Below are 19,714 nucleotides of genomic sequence, written 5' to 3'. Positions count from 1 at the left end.
GCGTTTCAATCCTGAGACAGCGATTCTACCAGCAAGGCGTCCACTCGCTGGAAACCGCGCGGCAGTTTGTTGCCGCGACGGCCCCTCTCGCCCTTGTAGTGCTCCAGGTCGTCGCCCTTGAGCGAGAGCGTGCGCTTGCCCGCCTGCAGTACCAGCGTCGCGCCCGTCGGAAGAACAGCGAGATCGGTGAGGTACTCCTCGCGGCTAGCGACGCGGTCGCCCGGTACGCTGATGATCTTGTTGCCCTTGCCCTTGGCCAGCTGCGGCAGGTCGGACACCTTGAACAGCAGCAGACGGCCTTCGGTGGTCACGGCGGCGATCCAGTCCTGCTCCAGGTCGGCGACCGGCCGCGGGGCCATGACCTGCGCGCCGTTGGGCAGGCTGAGCAGCGCCTTGCCGGCCTTGTTCTTGGCCTGCATGTCCTCGCCCTTGGCGACGAAGCCGTAGCCGGCATCGGAGGCCAGTACATACAGGGCATTATCCTCCGGCAGCAGCACGCGATCGAAGGACGCGCCCGGCGGTGGTGTCAGGCGGCCGGTCAGCGGCTCGCCCTGGCCACGGGCGGACGGCAGTCCGTGGGCCGCCAGCGAGTAGCTGCGGCCCGTGGAGTCGATGAACACCGCGTACTGGTTCGAGCGGCCCGGCGCAGCGGCCTTGAACCCGTCGCCGGCCTTGTACGACAGGCCGGTGGCGTCGATGTCGTGGCCCTTGGCGCAACGCACCCAGCCTTTTTCCGAGAGCACCACGGTCACCGGCTCGGTCGGCATCAGCTCGGTTTCCGACAGGGCGCGGGCTTCGGCGCGGGCGACGATGGGCGAACGGCGGTCATCGCCGTAGGTCTCGGCGTCGGCGAGCAGCTCATCGCGCACCAGTTTGCGCAGCTTGGCGTTGGAACCCAGGATCGCCAGCAGCTTGGCGCGCTCCTTGGCCAGCTCGTCCTGCTCGCCGCGGATCTTCATCTCTTCCAGGCGCGCCAGTTGGCGCAGGCGCGTGTCGAGGATGTAGTCGGCCTGCAGCTCGGAGAGCTCGAAGCGCTGCATTAGGACCGGCTTGGGCTGGTCCTCGGTGCGGATGATGTGGATGACTTCGTCGAGGTTGAGGAAGGCGACCAGCAAGCCTTCCAACAGGTGCAGGCGCTTCTCGACCTTGTCCAGGCGGAACTGCAGGCGGCGGCGCACGGTGTCGGTGCGGTAGGTCAGCCACTCGCTGAGCACCTGGCGCAGGTCCTTGACCTGGGGTTTGCCGTCCAGGCCGATGACGTTCATGTTCACCCGGTACGAGCTTTCCAGGTCGGTGGTGGCGAACAGGTGGGTCATCAGCTCTTCGGCATCCACGCGGTTGGAGCGCGGGATGATGACGATGCGGGTCGGGTTTTCGTGGTCCGACTCATCGCGCAGGTCGGCGACCATCGGCAGCTTCTTGGCCTGCATCTGCCCGGCGATCTGTTCCAGCACCTTGGCCCCGGAGACCTGGTGCGGCAGCGCGGTGACCACGATGTCGCCGTCCTCGACGCGGTACACGGCGCGCATGCGCACCGAGCCACGGCCGGTTTCGTAGATTTTCTGCAGGTCGGCGCGCGGGGTGATGATTTCCGCTTCGGTGGGGAAATCCGGGCCCTGGACGTGCTCCATCAGGTCGATGACGGTGGCCTGCGGCTCATCCAGCAGACGGATACAGGCAGCGGCCACTTCGCGCAGGTTATGCGGCGGAATGTCGGTGGCCATGCCCACGGCGATGCCGGTGGTGCCGTTGAGCAGCAGGTTGGGCAGGCGCGCCGGCAGCACGGCCGGCTCGTCCATCGTGCCGTCGAAGTTCGGCACCCAGTCCGCGGTGCCCTGGCCCAGCTCGGACAGCAGGGTCTCGGCATAACGCGACAGGCGGGCCTCGGTGTAACGCATGGCGGCGAAGGACTTGGGATCGTCCGGCGCACCCCAGTTGCCCTGGCCGTCCACCAGCGGATAGCGGTAGGAGAACGGCTGGGCCATCAGCACCATTGCTTCGTAGCACGCCGAGTCGCCGTGGGGATGGTACTTGCCCAGCACGTCGCCGACGGTACGCGCCGATTTCTTGTGCTTGGAATCCGCGTCCAGGCCCAGCTCGCTCATGGCATAGACGATGCGCCGCTGTACGGGCTTCAAGCCGTCGCCGATGTGCGGCAGGGCGCGGTCCATGATCACGTACATGGAGTAGTTCAGGTAAGCCTGTTCGGTGAAGTCGGCCAGTGACCGGCGCTCCACGCCCTCCAGACTCAGATCGAGGGTTTCGCTCATGCGTGCCTCACGGTGTAGATCGCTGGCGCAGCACCAGGGTGCCGTCCTGCTGGGTGAAATCCAGTTGTCTGAGTGCGCTCATGCCGAGCAGCACTTCGTCGCCTTCCATGCCCGGCGCGATCAGCGCCGGCACATCGGTGAGGCGGATGTCGCCAAGCTGCAGGCTGGGCAGGCGCGTGCGCCAGCCCTGGCTGCGGCCGTTGGCGGTGTCCAGGGTGATCGGCAACCCGCGCGGCAGGCCGAGCCGGTCGGCCAGGCGCTGCGGCAGGGCTACCTGGGTGGCGCCAGTGTCGAGCATGAAGGTCACCGCCTCGCCATTGATCTGGCCGTCGGCCACATAGTGGCCGGCGCGATTGCCCACCAGCCGCACTTCCACGGTGCCATTGGCGCGAGTCGACTGCGGTTGCGGGTTGGGATTGTGCTGACGGGTTTCCCAAGCGCCGAAATAGTGGGTGGCGAGCAGGATGCCCGCGCCCCAGGCGAGGAACATCATGACCTTGCCGACCCGCTTGCCCGGTACTGCGTCGTTCATTTGCCACCGAGCCAGCCGCCGGCCGGCGCCGCGAAGCGCAGCACATAGGGGCGGCCATCGCCGTCGGCGCGGGCGTGTTCGCCGTTGTCCAGGCCGATCCAGGCGCCCTGCTCGTCGAGGATCAACGCTTCGGCCACGCCGTAAGGCAGGTCGTAGCGCCGTTCCGGGGCCAGCGCACCGGCGGCGAAGGACCAGCACAGCTCCTGCGCGCCGGTCCTGGCGTCACGGCGGCAGATCTGGTGCGCCAGGCGCTCCAGGGTGAACAGCTTGTCCTTGTACAGCGCGAGGTCGGAGAAATCGATCGGCAGCGCACGCTCTGCGCCCAGCTCCGGCGGCGGCAGCGCGGTGCCGCCTTCGCTGAGCATCACGCAGTTGCCATCGCACTTCCAGGTGCCGTTTTCATTGTGCACCTTGAGCAGGCCGCGACGCTGACGCTCGGCGGCCAGCCACAGCTGCTTGCCGTCGGCGCTGATGGCGATGCCTTCGTAGAGCGCATTGAACTCCATCAGCAGGCCACTGGCGCGAGCCTGGCGCAGCAGGTTCTGCGGCAACGGCAACCAGCTCGGCTCACCAACGGCGGGCAACAGCAGGACGGCGGCATACCCTTCGCTGACCACGTAGCGGTTGCCCGCCTGGTCGCAGCTGATGCCTTCGAAGTCCATGGCGCCGCCACGCAGCAGGCCGCCAATGCTGACCCGCGCGCGGGTCCCCCAGGACAGGCCGCTTTCCGGCGTGCCCGGCACCACGAAGGGTTCGGCGCTGGCCTGCCAGGCCTTGCCCGGCGTCTCGTCGATCAGCAGGCGATAGATGCGGTCGTCGTCGCGGTCGGACACCGTCCACATCTCGTTGCCGCACAGCGCGAGCCCGGAGAGGTTGCCACTGGGCATGCCTTCCACCGGGTGTTCCGCGACGAACTGCAAGGACGCCGGCGCCATGGGCGTGGCGAGCGGCGCAGCAGCCTTGGAGACCTGCTCGGGTGCCTGGGCGGCGACGGCAAGGCCGGCGCAAAGCCCAAGGGAGGCCAACAGCCAGCGCATCAGGCGATGTCCGCCAGGTTGCCCTTGGTTTCCAGCCAGGACTTGCGGTCGCCGGCGCGTTTCTTGGCCAGCAGCATGTCCATCATTTCCACGGTGCCCTCGGTGTCATCCAGGGTCAGTTGGACCAGACGACGGGTATTCGGATCCATGGTGGTTTCGCGCAGTTGCGGCGGGTTCATTTCGCCCAGGCCCTTGAATCGGGTGACCTGCGGCTTGCCACGGCGTTTCTCGGCGGCCAGGCGATCGAGGATGCCGTCTCGCTCGGCTTCGTCCAGGGCGTAGAAGACTTCCTTGCCCAGGTCGATACGGAACAGCGGCGGCATGGCGACGTAGACGTGGCCGGCTTCCACCAGTGGGCGGAAGTGGCGGACGAACAGTGCGCACAGCAGGGTGGCGATATGCAGGCCGTCGGAGTCGGCGTCGGCGAGGATACAGATCTTGCCGTAGCGCAGCTGGCTCAGGTCGGCAGCGCCCGGATCGACGCCGATGGCCACGGCGATGTCGTGGACTTCCTGGCTGGCGAGCACTTCGCCGCCGTCCACTTCCCAGGTGTTCAGGATCTTCCCGCGCAGCGGCATGATCGCCTGGAACTCCTTGTCGCGTGCCTGCTTGGCCGAGCCGCCGGCGGAGTCACCTTCCACCAGGAACAGTTCGGAACGCATCGGGTCCTGTCCCGCGCAATCGGCCAGCTTGCCGGGCAGTGCCGGGCCCTGGGTGATCTTCTTGCGCTCGACCTTCTTGCCCGCCTTGAGGCGGCGGCCGGCGTTGCTGATGGCCAGTTCGGCGAGCTGCAGGCCCAGCTCGGGATGGGCGTTGAGCCACAGGCTGAAGGCGTCCTTGACCACGCCGGAGACGAACGCGGCGGCCTCGCGGGAGGACAGGCGCTCCTTGGTCTGGCCGGAGAATTGCGGCTCCTGCATCTTCATCGAGAGGACGAAGGCGATGCGCTCCCAGACGTCTTCCGGGGCCAGCTTCACGCCGCGCGGCAGCAGGTTGCGGAATTCGCAGAACTCGCGCATCGCGTCCAGCAGGCCCTGGCGCAGGCCGTTGACGTGGGTGCCGCCCTGGGCGGTGGGAATCAGGTTGACGTAGCTTTCCTGCAGCGATTCGCCGCCCTCGGGCAGCCACAGCAGGGCCCAGTCGACGGCTTCCTTGTTGCCGGCCAGCGAACCGCAGAACGGCTCATCGGGCAGGCGCAGGTTCTCGGAGACCGAGTCGACCAGGTAGGAACGCAGGCCGTCCTCGTAGTGCCACTCGATGCGCTCGCCGGTGGACTTGTCCTCGAAGCTGACCAGCAGGCCCGGGCACAGGACGGCCTTGGCCTTGAGCACGTGCTTCAGGCGGCTGACGGAGAACTTGTGCGAGTCGAAGTACTTGGCGTCCGGCCAGAAGTGCACACTGGTGCCGGTGTTGCGCTTGCCGACGGTGCCGACGACCTCCAGGTCGCTGGACTTGAAGCCGTCGGCGAAGGTCATGCGGTACTCGTTGCCGTCACGCTTGACCCGCACCTCGACCAGGGTCGACAGCGCGTTCACCACCGAGATGCCCACGCCGTGCAGGCCGCCGGAGAACTGGTAGTTCTTGTTGGAGAACTTGCCGCCGGCGTGCAGCTTGGTGAGGATCAGCTCGACGCCGGGCACGCCTTCTTCGGGATGGATATCCACCGGCATGCCACGGCCGTCGTCGATCACTTCCAGCGAGTTGTCCTCGTGGAGGATCACCTGCACGCTCTTGGCGTGACCGGCGAGCGCTTCGTCGACGCTGTTGTCGATGACTTCCTGGGCCAGGTGGTTGGGCCGCGAGGTGTCGGTGTACATGCCCGGGCGCTTGCGCACCGGGTCGAGGCCGGAGAGAACCTCGATGGCGTCTGCGTTATAGGCGTTCTGCTGGGCCATGGGGTTCCTGCTTAATCAGTCGAAGAGGTGATGGCTTCAAAGTCGGAGAAATCCACGTCGCGCCACTGGCTGGACGGCACACCGGCAAAGGCCAGGAGCGCCGGCAGATGGCTGGCGAAGCGCTGGAAGCCGTGGTCGCCGCCGGATTCGATGCGCAATGCACCAGTCCGGTAGTAACGCTCGGCAGCGCGGTAGTCGAGGGTTTCGTCGGCGGTCTGCAGCCACACCTGGTAGCGCGAGCCGTCGGTGGGCGCGGGGACTTCAAGCTCCGCCAGCGCGGCGACGTGATCCAGGGTCAGTTCCCAGGTCTCGCCGCTGTAGTAGTTGGTCTGCGGGCCGAGCTGGCCGTCGAACAACCGGTGCGGCGCCACGGCCGGGTTGATCAGCACGGCCTTCAGGCCATGGCGCTCGGCCAGGTACGTCGAGTAGTAGCCGCCCAGGGAGCTGCCAATCAGCAGCGGCTGGCCCAGTTCGGCGACGGCGGCTTCCAGTTGCGCCATGGCCTGGCGCGGATGGTGGTGCAGTGCGGGCACGCGCAGCCGATCGGCCAGGCCCAGGCGCTGCATGGCAGCCGTGAACTGGCGCGCCTTCTGCGAGCCGGGCGAACTGTTGAATCCGTGGATATAGAGGAATGCGGTCATGGGCCGGGAGGCTACAAGCTGCAAGTGGCATGCCGCAAGTGGGTCGGCGTCGCAATGCGTTCGAAGCGTGACCGATCAATAGCCCTTGATGCTGTAATCGACTTCGAACTCGATATCGGTCACTCGCGAAACGCCGGTCTGCACTTCACCATCCGCCATGAGCCGCAACCAGCGGTAGCCCGGCGCCGGGCTGTCGACGCAGAAGTCCTCGCTGCCCGGAGTGAACTGCACGCAGGTCGACGGCGAGGCGAGCAGGCGTACGCCACCGCGCATGCGATCGATCTCCTGGTGCACATGGCCCCAGAGCAGGCAGCGCACGTTCGGGTGGCGGTCGATGACGGCGAACAGCCGTTCCGGGTTGTAGATGCCGATGCGGTCCATCCACTGGCTGCCGATGGACACCGGGTGGTGATGGAAGCTGATCAGCAGGTGCTTGTCCGGCGCGGCCTGGATGGCGCGCTCCAGCAACTGGATCTGCTCGATGGTCATCTGCCCCGGCACCGCGCCGGGAATGGTGGAGTCCAGCAGGATCACCCGCCAGGCGCCCAGGTCGATCACCGGGTCGAGCAGGTCGGTGCCGGCGGCGGCTTCGCGCATCGGCTCCATTTCGTCGTGATTGCCAGGGAACCAGCGGATCGCGGCGTTGATCGGCGCGGTGATGTCGCGGAAGCGCTGGTAGGACTCGACCGAGCCATCCTGGGAGAGATCACCCGTGGCCAGCACCAGGTCGATCGCCGGTTGCTCCTCACCCACCAGGCGGACGACCTGGGTCAGGCTGTCGGCGGTATCCATGCCCAGCAGCCGGCCATTCTCCTGCGCGAACAGGTGGCTGTCGGAAAGCTGGACGACCAGGACGGAATCGGAAGCGGTGGACTGGGTGGGCAAAACGCCTTCTCCTGTGAGGCGGGCGTGCGGGAATTCGTGACGAAGTATGGTGACAGGCGCCCCCCTGAGCAAACCGGGAAAGCGTCACAGATCACAGTTAGGGACACGAGTCTGCGATGGGCGGGCAGGATATCACGCACAGCCATGTCACATGGCCATCATCGCATTTTCAGCGTTGCAGCACCGGCTCCAGCTCGTGGCCGCAGGACAGGCAGTGGCTCAGCCATTCCCCGAGGAACTGGTTGAGCTGGTTCTTCTCATCCGGCTGGTGCATCGCCTGGTTCGGGTAGGGGTAGATCGCCAGCAGGCGGCGCGCCTGCTCGGCGCCGACCACTTCGGCCATGCGCGCGTCGTGGTACACCCGCACTTCCAGCTTGGGCGCCGGCAGCCAGGGCAGGCCCAGCTCCTGGCGCACCTGCAGCACGGTGGTGTAGGGGCAGGCTTCGATCACGTCCAGCGCCAGCACGCCGAGCAGCCGCTCGCCTTCGCTGAGCGCCACGCGGCGCGAGACCTGGGCCTCGCGCATTTCCGGCAGCAGGCGCATCAGGCGCAAGTAGTTCGCCTCGCAGGTCGCCTGCAACCCCGCCAGGTCGACGCGATAGCGCTCGCGCAACAGATTCACACCCATAACCCCCTGACCTCGGCGCGATTGAGCGCCAGCCATTGCAGGGCGAGCATGCTCGCCGCGTTGTTGATACGGCCGTCACGTACGGCCTGCAGTGCTTCCTCGAACGGCATGACGTGGACGCGGATGTCCTCGCCCTCCTCCTCCAGCCCGTGGATGCCCGAGGCGTTGCTGCTGTCGCAGCGGCCGACGAACAGGTGCACCAGCTCGTTGCTGCCGCCGGGCGACGGCAGGTACTGGGCGATCGGCCAGAGCGCGCCAAGGGTCAGGCCGGCTTCTTCCACCGCTTCGCGGCGGGCGACTTCCTCGGGCTCCTCGTCCTTGTCGATCAGCCCGGCGACCAGCTCCATCAGCCAGGGATTGACCCCGGCGTCCATGGCGCCGACGCGGAACTGCTCGATCAGCACCACTTCATCGCGCTGCGGATCGTAGGGCAGCACGCACACGGCATCGTGGCGCACGAACAACTCGCGCTTGAGCACCGGGCCCATGCCGCCGGCGAACTGGCGGTGCCGCAGGTGCAGGCGGTCGACCTTGTAGAAGCCCTTGAAGCACTGCTCGCGCTTCTGGATCTCGATGTCCTGGGGGCCTGGCTTGAACGTTTCCGACATCCCGTTCCACTCACTCTAGGTTGAACTTCGCGCCATCCTATCGCGCCGCCGGAGCAGGCGCAGCCTCTTTCGCGGGCCGCCGGGCGGCCGGTCTGCTGTGACCGCCGCACACTGCCGCCGTTCCGCCAAAGTGGTTCATACTCACCCGCCGAACCGGCAGCGCCGATGGCGGTCGAACCACTCCAATTGCCGGCGAACGTCAACGACAAGGATTCCCATGCGACTTCTGAAACTTGCCGCCCTGGGCAGCATCTGCCTGTTACTGGGGGCGTGCCAGGGTCTGTTCAAGCCCTCGCTCGACGAGCCGCTCACTGCGCGCCACACCGCTTTCGAACACGCGCAGCCGGGTTGCCAGGGCGAGCAATGCCCGCTGTTCAACCTCGATACCCTCAGCTTCGACGACGAGCCGGCGCTCAACGAAGCGATCAACGCCCAACTGCTGCAACTGGCCCGCGAGGGCGACGGTGCGGCCCCCGCCAGCCTGGATGTCTACGAGAAGCGCTTCCTCGATTCGGCACAGCCCGGCTGGAGCTCCTACCTGCAAGCGAAGATCCGCGAACAGCATGACGGTCTGGTGATCATCGAGCTGTCCAGCTATCGCTTCACCGGCGGCGAGTACGGCCAGCCCGGCCGTGCATTCATCAATTATGATCGACGCATCCACAAGGTGCTCACCCTGCAGGACATTCTTCTGCCCGGCCAGGAAGACAACTTCTGGAAGGTGGCGCGCATGGCGCACCAGGCGTGGATCCTGCAGAACAAGCTGGACGAGCAGGACCCGAACTTCTCGAAGAACTGGCCGTTCCAGCCGACCGAGCACTTCGCCCTGACCTTCGGCGCGATGACGCTCAAGTACGACATCGACCGCATCGCCCCGCATTCGGTCGGGCACCCGGAGCTGAAGATTCCGTACCCGCGCCTGAACGGTATCGTGAAGACCTATTACTTCCCCGGGCGCGGGGCGCAGTAAAGGTCCGGTTCGCGAGCAAGCTCGCTCCTACGAAGAGCACACTCGGCGTTACCGGCTACCTGTAGGAGCGAGCTTGCTCGCGAACAGCGTTACGCAGAAGTTCACAGCAGCCGGAAGCCCATCGCGGACAAAGTCCGCTCCTACGCCCGACCTGAGTGTAGGAGCGGACTCTGTCCGCGATTGCTCAAAGCAACCTCGAACTCCGCCCGCAAACCAAATCACGCCGAAGCTGGCACCTTGGCACCCACCCGCCCCAGCAGCAGCTGCAGCACACCCGCCACGACCAAAGCCGGCAGGGTCGCGCCCAGGTCCGGCTGGTAGTTCGCCAACAGGTGATACACCACCACACCACCGCCCCAGGCCAGCAGCGAGCCCCAGCGCAGGCCGTGGGGAATCGCGGCCGGCGCGCGGCGACGGAGGACGAAGTGATCGATCAGCACCACGCCGAACAGCGGGGCGAACACCGAGCCGATCAGCAGCAGGAAGTTCTGGTACTGCGCCAGCGGCGCGAACCAGGCGATCAGGGTGCAGATCACGCCGATGGCCAGGGCCAGCAGCTCGACCTTGAGCGGCAGCAGGATGCCACTGGAGACCGCCGCCGAGTGGATATCGGCGAAGGCCTTCTCCGATTCGTCCAGCAGGATCAGCAGCAGCGGGATACCCATGCCCGCGCCGGCCAGCGCCAGCAGTAGCGCGTTGGCATCGCTGCCCTGGGCGAACGCCAGGGTGTAGGCCACCCCCAGGCTCATCAGCCAGAAGCAGCCAATGAAGAAGCCCAGCGCCGCGCCGGTGAAGGTGTGCCCGGCGCGCTTGCCGAAGCGCGAGTAGTCGGCGATCAGCGGCAGCCACGACAGCGGCATGGCGATGGCGATGTCGAAGCCCACGGCGAAGGACAGCGAACCGTCGCCCGTCTTGGCCCAGATCGCCGCCAGATCGGCACGCTTGAACAGGTCGAAGGTCAGCCAGACACACGCGGCGAGCAGCAGCCAGATACCCCAGCGGCGCAGCACGCGACGCACGAAGGCCAGCGGGCCGGCCACCGCCAGCAGGGTCGCCAGCGCGCCGAACACCAGGGTCCAGAGGGCCGGGTTGGTCCACAGGCTGACTTCGCCGAAGGCGCGGGTGGCCAGCAGGCTGGCGGCGTCGCGCATGACGATGATCTCGAAGGCGCCCCAGCCGACCAGCTGCAGCAGGTTGAGCAACGCCGGCAGCGCGGCGCCGTGGCTGCCCAGGCTGAGCTTGAGCGAGGCCATGGCGGACAGGCCGGTGTCGGTGCCGATGACCCCGGCGCTGGCCAGCAGCAGCACGCCGACCAGGGTGCCGAGCAGGATCGCGCCGAGCGCGCCGGCAAGGCCCAGGCCCGGCGCCAGCAGGGCGCCGGTCTGCAGCACCATCAGGCCGATGCCCAGGGAGAACCAGAGGGAGAACAGGTCGCGCAGGCCGAGCACGCGCTGGGCGCTGCCCACGGCGGAAGTCGGTGAATAGTCGATGGCGGTAGTGGTCACGATGCGTGCAAGGCTCGAAGGTTGGATTAGGTTTTGTTGTTCTTTGTAGGAGCGAGCTTGCTCGCGAACTGTCCAGTTGCGGAGCCGCTGGCAAGCACCGTTCGCGAGCAAGCTCGCTCCTACAGGCGGCTCCCACCCTTGGTGCCAAGGGTGGGGAGCAACCGGTTACACCTGCTTGTAGATCACCGAGCCTTCGTCCTTGAAGCGCGCGGCCTGCTCCTGGAAGCCGGCCTCGATGACTTTCTGCTCATCGGTGAGGCCGTTTTCCCTGGCGTAGTCGCGGACTTCCTGGGTGATCTTCATGGAGCAGAACTTCGGCCCGCACATGGAACAGAAGTGCGCGACCTTGGCCGAATCCTTGGGCAGCGTCTCGTCGTGGAAGGCGCGGGCGGTGTCCGGGTCCAGGCCGAGGTTGAACTGGTCTTCCCAGCGGAACTCGAAGCGCGCCTTGGACAGCGCGTTGTCACGGATCTGCGCGCCCGGATGGCCCTTGGCGAGGTCGGCGGCGTGCGCGGCGATCTTGTAGGTGATGATGCCGGTCTTCACGTCATCCTTGTTCGGCAGGCCCAGGTGTTCCTTGGGCGTGACGTAGCAGAGCATGGCGCAGCCGAACCAGCCGATCATCGCCGCACCGATGCCGGAGGTGATGTGGTCGTAGCCCGGCGCGATGTCGGTGGTCAGCGGGCCGAGGGTGTAGAACGGCGCTTCGTCGCAGCACTCCAGCTGCTTGTCCATGTTCTCCTTGATCAGGTGCATCGGCACGTGGCCCGGGCCTTCGATCAGCACCTGGACATCGTGCTTCCAGGCGATGCGGGTCAGCTCGCCGAGGGTCTCCAGTTCGCCGAACTGGGCAGCATCGTTGGCGTCGGCGATCGAGCCCGGACGCAGGCCATCGCCCAGCGAGAAGCTGACGTCGTAGGCCTTCATGATTTCGCAGATTTCCTCGAAGTGGGTGTAGAGGAAATTCTCCTGGTGATGCGCCAGGCACCACTTGGCCATGATCGAGCCGCCGCGCGACACGATGCCGGTGACGCGCTTGGCGGTCAGGGGCACGTAGCGCAGCAGCACGCCGGCATGGATGGTGAAGTAGTCCACGCCCTGCTCGGCCTGTTCGATCAGGGTGTCGCGGAAGATGTCCCAGGTCAGGTCCTCGGCGATGCCGTTGACCTTCTCCAGCGCCTGGTAGATCGGCACGGTGCCGATAGGCACCGGGCTGTTGCGCAGGATCCACTCCCGCGTCTCGTGGATGTGCTTGCCGGTGGACAGGTCCATCACCGTGTCGGCGCCCCAGCGGATGCCCCAGGTGAGCTTCTCCACTTCTTCCTCGATGGAGGAGCCCAGCGCGCTGTTGCCGATGTTGCCGTTGATCTTCACCAGGAAGTTGCGGCCGATGATCATCGGTTCCAGCTCGATGTGGTTGATGTTCGCCGGGATGATCGCGCGGCCTCGGGCCACTTCGTCACGGACGAATTCAGGGGTGATTTCCTTCGGAATGCTCGCCCCGAAGCTCTGTCCCGGATGCTGGGCATCCAGCAGGCCGGCGGCGCGGGCTTCCTGCAGCTTCATGTTCTCGCGGATGGCGATGTATTCCATCTCCGGCGTGATGATGCCCTGGCGCGCGTAGTGCATTTGCGTGACGTTGCCGCCGGCCTTGGCGCGGCGCGGGGTGCGCACGTGGGCGAAGCGCAGGGCGTCGAGGCTGGCGTCGGCCAGGCGCGACTGGCCGAACTCGGACGTCAGGCCAGGAAGGATTTCGGTGTCGCCGCGCTCGTCGATCCAGCGCGAGCGCACATCCGGCAGGCCCTTGCGCAGGTCGATGCGCACGTCCGGGTCGGTGTAGGGGCCGGAGGTGTCGTAGACCATCACCGGGGCATTCTTCTCGCCGCCAAAGGCGGTCGGGGTATCGGCGAGGGAAATTTCCCGCACGGGGACGCGGATGTCCGGGCGCGAGCCGGTCAGGTAGACCTTTTTCGAGTTCGGAAAGGGCTGGGTCGACTGGCGATCCAGCTGTTCAAGGCGGGTGACGTTGTTTTTCTGGGTGCTCATCCTGGCTCTCCTGGGGTTGATTGCCGGGGAGAACCTGGGACGAGAGGAGCTGCTGGCTGCAGCGAAGGGACGCATCCCGAAGAGGGCTGGGGCCGGGGCGGAATGCGCCGCGGGATGCGGTCTTCTTGTTCCCTACGCGGGTGCTAACCCGATCAGGTTCAACGGGATCCGGAACTATCCGATCTCAGCCCCTCGCAATGGGGCACCCCGACAAGAACGCCCGCAGTCTAATCAAGTGTGCCGGGATAAGCCAACGCCGCCCGGCCGAAAACACGCAATTGCCTACGCGCGGCTACACTCCTGCCTCGGAAGGCTCGTACGAACGTGCCTTGACCGCCACCGGCGGCGACCGTAGCCTTGCCCCACCTCGCATCACTTTCCAGGATGAACGAATGCTGCGCAGACTCTCTCTGGCTGTCGCTGTAGCCGCAACGACAGGCTTTGCCTGGGCTGCCCAGCCCGCTCCGGCCGCTACTCCTCTGCCCACCAAGACGGACCTGATCAGCGTCTATAAAGATGCCGTCGACAACAACGCCGACCTCGCCGCCGCCCAGGCCGATTACCTGGCCCGCAAGGAAGCCGTGCCCCAGGCGCGCTCCGGCCTGCTGCCACAGATCAATGCCGGCGCCAGCACCGGGCAGACCCGCACTTCGCTGGATACCCCCAGCGCGACGCTGAACCGCAACACCGAGCTGCTGCAGGCGACCCTCAGCCAGCCGCTGTTCCGCGCCGACCGCTGGTTCCAGCTCAAGGCGGCGGAAAACGTCACCGAACAGGCCCAGCTGGAATTCTCCGCGACCCAACAACAATTGATCCTGCAGTCCGCCGAGAACTACTTCGGCGTGCTGCGCGCCCAGGACAACCTGGCCGCGAGCAAGGCCGAGGAAGCGGCATTCAAGCGTCAGCTCGACCAGTCCAACGAGCGCTTCGACGTCGGCCTCTCCGACAAGACCGACGTGCTCGAATCCCAGGCCAGCTACGACACCGCGCGGGCCAACCGCCTGGTGGCCGAGCAGCAGGTGGATGACGCCTTCCAGGCCCTGGTGACGCTGACCAACCGCGAATACAGCGCGATCGAAGGCATCCTCCACTCGATGCCGATCGTGGTGCCGGTCCCCAACGACGCCAAGGCCTGGGTGGACACCTCGGTCCAGCAGAACCTGCGCCTGCAGGCCAGCAACTACGCGGTCGATGCCGCCGAAGAGACCCTGCGCCAACGCAAGGCCGGACACCTGCCGACCCTCGACGCCGTGGCCCAGTACCAGAAGGGCGACAACGACGCGCTGGGCTTCGCCAACACCGGCGTACCGGGCGACCCGCACTACGGCAAGTACGTCGATCAGAGCAGCATCGGCCTGCAGTTGAACGTGCCGATCTATAGCGGCGGGCTGACCAGCTCCCAGGTACGCGAGTCGTACCAGCGCCTGAACCAGAGCGAGCAGCTGCGCGAAAGCCAGCGTCGCCAGGTGGTACAGGACGCGCGAAACCAGCACCGCGCCGTGAACACCGACGTCGAGACCGTGAAGGCCCGGCGCCAGGCGATCATTTCCAACCAGAGCTCGCTGGAAGCCACCGAGATCGGTTACCAGGTCGGTACCCGCAACATCGTCGACGTACTGGACGCCCAGCGTTCGCTGTACAACTCGGTGCGCGACTACAACAACAGCCGCTACGACTACATCCTCGACAACCTGCGCCTGAAGCAGACCGCCGGCACCCTCAGCCCGGCCGACCTGCAGGCGCTGAGTTCGTACCTGAAGCCGGACTACAACCCGGACAAGGACTTCCTCCCGCCGGACCTGGCCAAGGCCGCCGAGGCGCAGCTCAAGGCTGGCACGAAGTACTGATCCAGCCCCATGAAAAAGCCCCGCGATGCGGGGCTTTTTCTTTGCTCGTGCCGGTGGCTCGGCGCTATGCGAACCCGATCGCGGACAGAGTCCGCTCCCACGCCCGATCTGAGCGTGGGAGCGGACTCTGTCCGCGATTGCTCAATGCCAACGCCGGAATTCCACCCTTCCTCAATCCCGATACCCCGGCGAGACGCGATCCAGCATGCGCAGCAAGGCGGACCAGGCCAGGTCATAACCATCCGGATCGCTCAGCTCCCCTTCCGCCAGGGGGCGCGCCGGGGCGTTGAATTGTTGCTCGGTGTGACGGCAAACCTCCTCCGGCGGGATCACCAGCTCACCGCCGGCCTGGGCCGCCAGCTGGATGTCGCAGGCCTTCTCCAGGTAGTACATGCGCAGGAACGCCTGCTGCACCGTCTGCCCCACGGTCAGCAGGCCGTGGTTGCGCAGCATCAGGCCGTAGTGGTCGCCCAGGTCGCGCACCAGGCGCTCCTGTTCGTCCATCGACAGGGCGATGCCTTCGTAGTCGTGGTAGCCCAGGCGCCCGTAGAACTCCAGGGATATCTGGTTCAGCGGCAGCAATCCGCAGGCCTGCGCCGCCACCGCACAGCCGGCGCGGGTATGGGTGTGCAGCACGCACTGCGCATCCTCGCGGGCGCCGTGGATGGCGCTGTGGATCACGAAACCGGCGGGGTTGACCTTGTACGGCGACGGCTCCACCGCATGGCCGGACAAGTCGATCTTCACCAGGCTGGAGGCGGTGATCTCGTCGAACATCAGGCCGTAGGGGTTGATCAGGAAATGGTGGTCGGGACCGGGGATGCGCACCGAGATGTGGGTGAAGATCAGGTCGGTCATGCGGTAGTGCGCGATCAGGCGGTAGCAGGCCGCCAGTTCCTCGCGCAGCTTCCATTCCTCGGGTGAACAGGTGGCGCGGCTGGGCGCCTGCAGCGACGTCATGGTGCACTTCTCCTCAAGGCAAAAGACGCCGGGGCAGAGGCCCCGGCGTCACGGTCACGTTCTGGTCATTGCGCGGCCCAGGCGTTGAAACGCTCTTCCAGCTCCTCGCCGTGGTCGACCCAGAACTCATCGTCCATCGCCAGGCCCTGGGGCAGGTTCTGCGTGGAGGTCGGCACCCAGCCGGCGAGGTCGGACGGCAGGCGTTCGGCGGCCTGCTTGTTGGTCGGACCATACGCAATGTGCTTCACGTAGTCGACCTGGGCATCGGGCTGGTTGGCGAAGGCGATGAAGCGCTTTGCCGAGTCGACGTGCTGCGAGCCCTTGATGATCGCCCAGTAGTCCATGCCGTACAGGCTGCCCGGCCAGACCAGCTGCAGGTTGCGCCCGCCCTTGTAGGCATCGGCGATGCGCCCGGTGTAGGTGGTGGTCATCACCACGTCACCGGCGGCCAGCCACTGCGCCGGTTGCGCGCCGGCTTCCCACCACTGCACGTAGGGCTTGATCTGGTTGAGCTTGGCGAAGGCGCGATCGACGCCAGCCTTGGTGCCCAGCTCCTTGTAGACGTCCGCGGGCTTCACGCCGTCGGCCATCAGGGCGAACTCCAGGTTGTAGATGGCGCGCTTGCGCAGGCCACGCTTGCCGGGGAATGTCTTCACGTCCCAGAAATCGGCCCAGGACTGTGGCGCCGGCTTGAGCTTGTCCGCGTCGTAGGCGATGGCCACGCCCCATACCAGCGCAGCCGAGCCGCAATCCTTGGCGGCGTTGGGAATCAGCTGGTCCTTGCCGCCGATCTGCTGCCAGTCCAGCGGTACGAACAGGCCTTCATCGCAACCGCGCGCAAGGTCTGGCCCCTCGATCTGCACCACGTCCCAGTCGGCATGGCCGGTGTCGGCCATCACCTTGATGCGCGCCATTTCGCCGTTGTATTCGCTCTGGGTCACACCGACCCCGGACTGCTTGCTGAAGGGCTGGAAGAAGGCCGCGTCCTGGGCCTTCTGACCCGCGCCGCCATAACCGACCACCACCATGTTCTCGGCGGCCTGGGCGGCGCCGCAGCACAGCCCGAGGGCTAGCAGCAGCGGCGCGGCGGCGGTCTTGAGGAAGAAGCGTTTGTGGAAAGTGCTTTGACGCAAAGTCATCGGGCATACCCCCAGTCGTAGGTGGCAGCGGGCGCAGCCGGAATGGCTGCACACACGCGGGACGGGCGCGCCGGAACCACGGAGCAAGAAAGACAGGGCAGAGATGAATCGATTGCCAGCGGGTGGACCCGCCGTGCGAGGGGGGACCGTACGGGACGGTTCATGCGCCTCTCCTCTTGTAGTTGTTGTGGAGCACGTCGCGGTTGCCCCGGAAAACTCCGGGAGCGGCATCGAAACTACCCAGTCACTTTTAAAAAAACAAGTTGATTTTTTACTGGAGGTAAATTTCCATAGAAGGAACTTAAACAACATTTGCTTAGAAAACATTGCCCACCCAGGAGAAGCCGCCGTGTCCCAGGTCCGCCACTTCCAGCAATCCGCCCTGCAGTTCCAGTCCTACGGTGGGCAAGACATCGAACGCGCCGCCATCTGCCGGCTGATCGGCCCGGCCGACAGCGAAACCATGGGCGCCGGCCTGGCCCGTTTCGACGGCGTCTCCATCGAGTGGACCGTGCTCTACGACGAACTGATCGTGGTGCTCGAAGGCAACTTCCGCCTGCGCCTGGCCGACCAGGTGATCGAGGCCAAGCCGGGTGACGTGATCTGGGTCCCCGAACGCACGCCGCTGGCCTACGAAGGCGAGAAAGCCTGCGTGTTCTACGCCCTCTACCCGGTGGACTGGCAGGCACGCAACGCCTGAGTCCAACCTCCGGCCGCCACCGCGGCCGATGCTTCAACGCTGCACCACAACAAGAATCCGGAGTTGCCCGATGAGCCAGTTTCCCCACCTGTTCAGCCCGCTGCAGATCCGCGGCAAGGCGCTGAAGAACCGCATCATGTCCACCGGGCACGACACCTCGATGCCCACCGACAACCTGGTCAACGACCAGCTGGTGGCCTACCACACCGCCCGCGCCAAGGGCGGCGTCGGCCTGATCGTGCTGCAGGTCGCCGGCGTGCACGACAGCGCCCGCTACACCTCCCACGTACTGATGGCCACCGATGACGAGTGCATCCCCGGCTACCGGCGCATCGCCGAGGCGTGCCACGCCGAAGGTACCGTGGTGCTGTCCCAGGTGTTCCACCCTGGCCGGGAGATCATGGAATCCAGCGACGGCCTGCTGGCCGTGGCCTACGCGCCGTCCGCCTCGCCCAACGAACGTTTCCGGGTGATGCCCCGCGAGCTGAGCCAGGCGATGATCGACGAGATCATCCAGGGCTACGCCGCCGCCGCGCGCCGCCTGCACACCGCCGGTATCGACGGCGTGGAAGTGGTCGCCAGCCACGGCTACCTGCCGGCGCAGTTCCTCAACCCGCGGGTGAACCGCCGCAGCGACGGCTACAACGGCGACCTCGACGCGCGCCTGCGCTTCACCCGCGAAGTCATCGCCGCCATCCGCGCCGCCACCGACGAAGACTTCATCATCGGCCTGCGCATCTCCGCCGATGAACGCGACCCCGAAGGCCTCACCGAAGACGAATCGCTGCAGGGCGTGAAGGGCCTGCAGAACTCGCTGGACTACGTACACATAGTCGCCGGCACCTCCGCCTCCCTGGGCGGCGCCATCCACATCGTGCCGCCGATGGCCATCGAAGCGGCGTACCTGGCCAACGAGGCCGGCACCTTCAAGCGCAACCTGGACATCCCGTTGTTCGTCACCGGGCGCATCAACCAGCCGCAGGAAGCCGAGCTGATCGTCGCCCGCGGCCAGGCCGACGTCTGCGGCATGACCCGCGCGCTGATCTGCGACCCGCAGATGCCGAGCAAGACCGAAAGCGGCCACGTCGAGGACGTGCGCGCCTGCATCGCCTGCAACCAGGCGTGCATCGGCCACTTCCACCGCGGCTACCCGATCTCCTGCATCCAGCATCCGGAAACCGGCCGCGAGCTGATCTACGCCGAACGCAAGATGGCCGCCCAGCGCAAGCGCGTGCTGGTGGTCGGCGGCGGGCCGGCGGGCATGAAGGCCGCCGCCGTCGCTGCCCAGCGTGGCCATGACGTCACCCTCTGCGAAGCCACCGCCCAGTTGGGCGGCCAGGTCAACCTCGCCCAACTGCTGCCGCGCCGCGCGGAGTTCGGCGGCGCCTCCACCAACCTGCAGCGCGAGATGCAGCTGGCCGGCGTCGAAGTGCGCCGCAACACCCGTGTCGACCGCGCGCTGGTCGAGCAGGAACGTCCTGACGTGGTGATCGTCGCCACCGGCGCCAAACCCTATCGCCCGCCCTACGAAGAAGCCGGCGAACTGCAGGTGGTGGACGCCTGGCAGGTACTGCGCGGGGAAGTGAAGCTCGGTCGCTCGGTGCTGGTCACCGACTGGCGCGCCGACTGGATCGCCCCCGGCATCGCCGAGCGCCTGGTGCGCGAGGGCCACCAGGTGCAACTCGCCGTGAACGGTACCCACGCTGGCGAAAGCCTGCCGCTCTACGTGCGCGACCACCTGGCGGGCGAACTGCACCGCCTGGGCATCAGCATCACCCCCTACGCCCGCCTGTACGGCGTCGACGACAGCACCGTCTACCTGCAGCACACCGCCAGCGGCGAGCCGATGCTGGTGGAAAACATCGACACCCTCGTCCTCTGCCAGGGCCACCAGCCGGTGGACGAACTGGCCGACGAGATCGCCGACCTTGCCGAGGTCCGTCGCATCGGCGACTGCCTGGCGCCGCGCACGGCGGAAGAAGCGATCTACGAGGGGCTCAAGGCGGGCTGGGCGATCTGAGTCTGAAAAGGCACTCCCCTGTAGGAGCGGG

General features: G+C 66.5%; 16 protein-coding genes and 1 riboswitch. Of the genes, 4 read left to right on the top strand and 12 right to left on the bottom strand.

The genetic code is table 11. The features are described 5' to 3' along the window. Positions 1 to 5 precede the first annotated feature (5 nt). The 8 genes from parC to UB43_RS23850 all read right to left on the bottom strand — a co-directional run bounded on the left by parC (position 6) and on the right by UB43_RS23850 (position 8,496). On the bottom strand, positions 6 to 2,270 hold the full coding sequence (gene parC, locus UB43_RS23885) for a DNA topoisomerase IV subunit A (protein WP_045216178.1): 2,265 nt from the start codon (positions 2,268 to 2,270) through the stop codon (positions 6 to 8). A 7-nt stretch (positions 2,271 to 2,277) separates the two neighbouring features. After that, on the bottom strand, positions 2,278 to 2,802 hold the full coding sequence (locus UB43_RS23880) for a TIGR02281 family clan AA aspartic protease (protein ID WP_045216176.1): 525 nt from the start codon (positions 2,800 to 2,802) through the stop codon (positions 2,278 to 2,280). Continuing rightward, on the bottom strand, positions 2,799 to 3,839 hold the full coding sequence (locus tag UB43_RS23875) for an esterase-like activity of phytase family protein (protein ID WP_082085895.1): 1,041 nt from the start codon (positions 3,837 to 3,839) through the stop codon (positions 2,799 to 2,801). The genes UB43_RS23880 and UB43_RS23875 overlap by 4 nt, the downstream gene beginning before the upstream one ends. After that, a complete protein-coding gene (gene parE / locus UB43_RS23870) occupies positions 3,839 to 5,734 on the bottom strand; it encodes a DNA topoisomerase IV subunit B (RefSeq protein ID WP_045216173.1) in 1,896 nt (631 codons plus the stop codon). Before parE ends, UB43_RS23875 begins: the two co-directional genes overlap by 1 nt. Positions 5,735 to 5,745: 11 nt before the next feature. Continuing rightward, the gene (locus tag UB43_RS23865; RefSeq protein ID WP_045216171.1) at positions 5,746 to 6,375 is read right to left on the bottom strand and encodes a YqiA/YcfP family alpha/beta fold hydrolase; all 630 of its coding nucleotides are present in this window, start codon (positions 6,373 to 6,375) and stop codon (positions 5,746 to 5,748) included. 75 nt (positions 6,376 to 6,450) lie between these two features. Then, the gene (gene cpdA / locus UB43_RS23860; RefSeq protein WP_045216169.1) at positions 6,451 to 7,260 is read right to left on the bottom strand and encodes a 3',5'-cyclic-AMP phosphodiesterase; all 810 of its coding nucleotides are present in this window, start codon (positions 7,258 to 7,260) and stop codon (positions 6,451 to 6,453) included. Between the two features lie 169 nt (positions 7,261 to 7,429). After that, a complete protein-coding gene (locus tag UB43_RS23855; RefSeq protein WP_045216166.1) occupies positions 7,430 to 7,888 on the bottom strand; it encodes a DUF1249 domain-containing protein in 459 nt (152 codons plus the stop codon). Beyond that, the gene (locus UB43_RS23850; protein WP_017520423.1) at positions 7,879 to 8,496 is read right to left on the bottom strand and encodes an NUDIX domain-containing protein; all 618 of its coding nucleotides are present in this window, start codon (positions 8,494 to 8,496) and stop codon (positions 7,879 to 7,881) included. Before UB43_RS23850 ends, UB43_RS23855 begins: the two co-directional genes overlap by 10 nt. 217 nt (positions 8,497 to 8,713) lie before the next feature. Here UB43_RS23850 and UB43_RS23845 point away from each other — a divergent pair, with 217 nt between their 5' ends. Next, complete coding sequence (locus UB43_RS23845; RefSeq protein WP_045216159.1) at positions 8,714 to 9,466, top strand: RsiV family protein; 753 nt, start codon at positions 8,714 to 8,716, stop codon at positions 9,464 to 9,466. Between the two features lie 218 nt (positions 9,467 to 9,684). On the opposite strand, the gene cytX is transcribed toward UB43_RS23845, so the two are convergent. Together cytX and thiC are read right to left on the bottom strand one after the other, a co-directional pair. After that, positions 9,685 to 10,971, bottom strand: coding sequence for a putative hydroxymethylpyrimidine transporter CytX (gene cytX / locus UB43_RS23840; protein WP_045216157.1), 1,287 nt, complete (start codon positions 10,969 to 10,971; stop codon positions 9,685 to 9,687). 165 nt (positions 10,972 to 11,136) lie between these two features. Next, positions 11,137 to 13,017: a phosphomethylpyrimidine synthase ThiC gene (thiC, locus tag UB43_RS23835; RefSeq protein WP_045216154.1), complete on the bottom strand. Its 1,881-nt coding sequence runs from the start codon at positions 13,015 to 13,017 to the stop codon at positions 11,137 to 11,139. Positions 13,018 to 13,129: 112 nt separating this feature from the next. Then, positions 13,130 to 13,237, bottom strand: a riboswitch (TPP riboswitch). A 172-nt stretch (positions 13,238 to 13,409) separates the two neighbouring features. On the opposite strand from thiC, the gene UB43_RS23830 reads away from it, so the two are divergent. Further along, positions 13,410 to 14,864 (top strand): TolC family outer membrane protein, encoded by a 1,455-nt coding sequence (locus UB43_RS23830; protein ID WP_045216152.1) that lies wholly within the window; start codon positions 13,410 to 13,412, stop codon positions 14,862 to 14,864. Between the two features lie 171 nt (positions 14,865 to 15,035). Here UB43_RS23830 and UB43_RS23825 read toward each other — a convergent pair whose 3' ends face one another. Then, positions 15,036 to 15,824: a class II aldolase/adducin family protein gene (locus UB43_RS23825; protein WP_045216149.1), complete on the bottom strand. Its 789-nt coding sequence runs from the start codon at positions 15,822 to 15,824 to the stop codon at positions 15,036 to 15,038. Between the two features lie 65 nt (positions 15,825 to 15,889). Beyond that, positions 15,890 to 16,963 carry an ABC transporter substrate-binding protein gene (locus UB43_RS23820; RefSeq protein WP_045216146.1) on the bottom strand — a complete coding sequence of 358 codons (1,074 nt, stop codon included), beginning with the start codon at positions 16,961 to 16,963 and terminating at the stop codon, positions 15,890 to 15,892. A 349-nt stretch (positions 16,964 to 17,312) separates the two neighbouring features. On the opposite strand from UB43_RS23820, the gene UB43_RS23815 reads away from it, so the two are divergent. Further along, complete coding sequence (locus tag UB43_RS23815) at positions 17,313 to 17,663, top strand: cupin domain-containing protein (protein ID WP_052969598.1); 351 nt, start codon at positions 17,313 to 17,315, stop codon at positions 17,661 to 17,663. 70 nt (positions 17,664 to 17,733) lie between these two features. Then, positions 17,734 to 19,683 (top strand): FAD-dependent oxidoreductase, encoded by a 1,950-nt coding sequence (locus UB43_RS23810; RefSeq protein ID WP_045216143.1) that lies wholly within the window; start codon positions 17,734 to 17,736, stop codon positions 19,681 to 19,683. Positions 19,684 to 19,714 lie beyond the last annotated feature (31 nt).

Origin of the sequence: Pseudomonas sp. 21 (assembly GCF_000955805.1) — a bacterium.
In the GTDB taxonomy this organism is placed as follows: domain Bacteria; phylum Pseudomonadota; class Gammaproteobacteria; order Pseudomonadales; family Pseudomonadaceae; genus Pseudomonas.
Note: the sequence above shows the minus strand (reverse complement) of the source record. Positions and strands in the feature narration are given on the sequence as shown.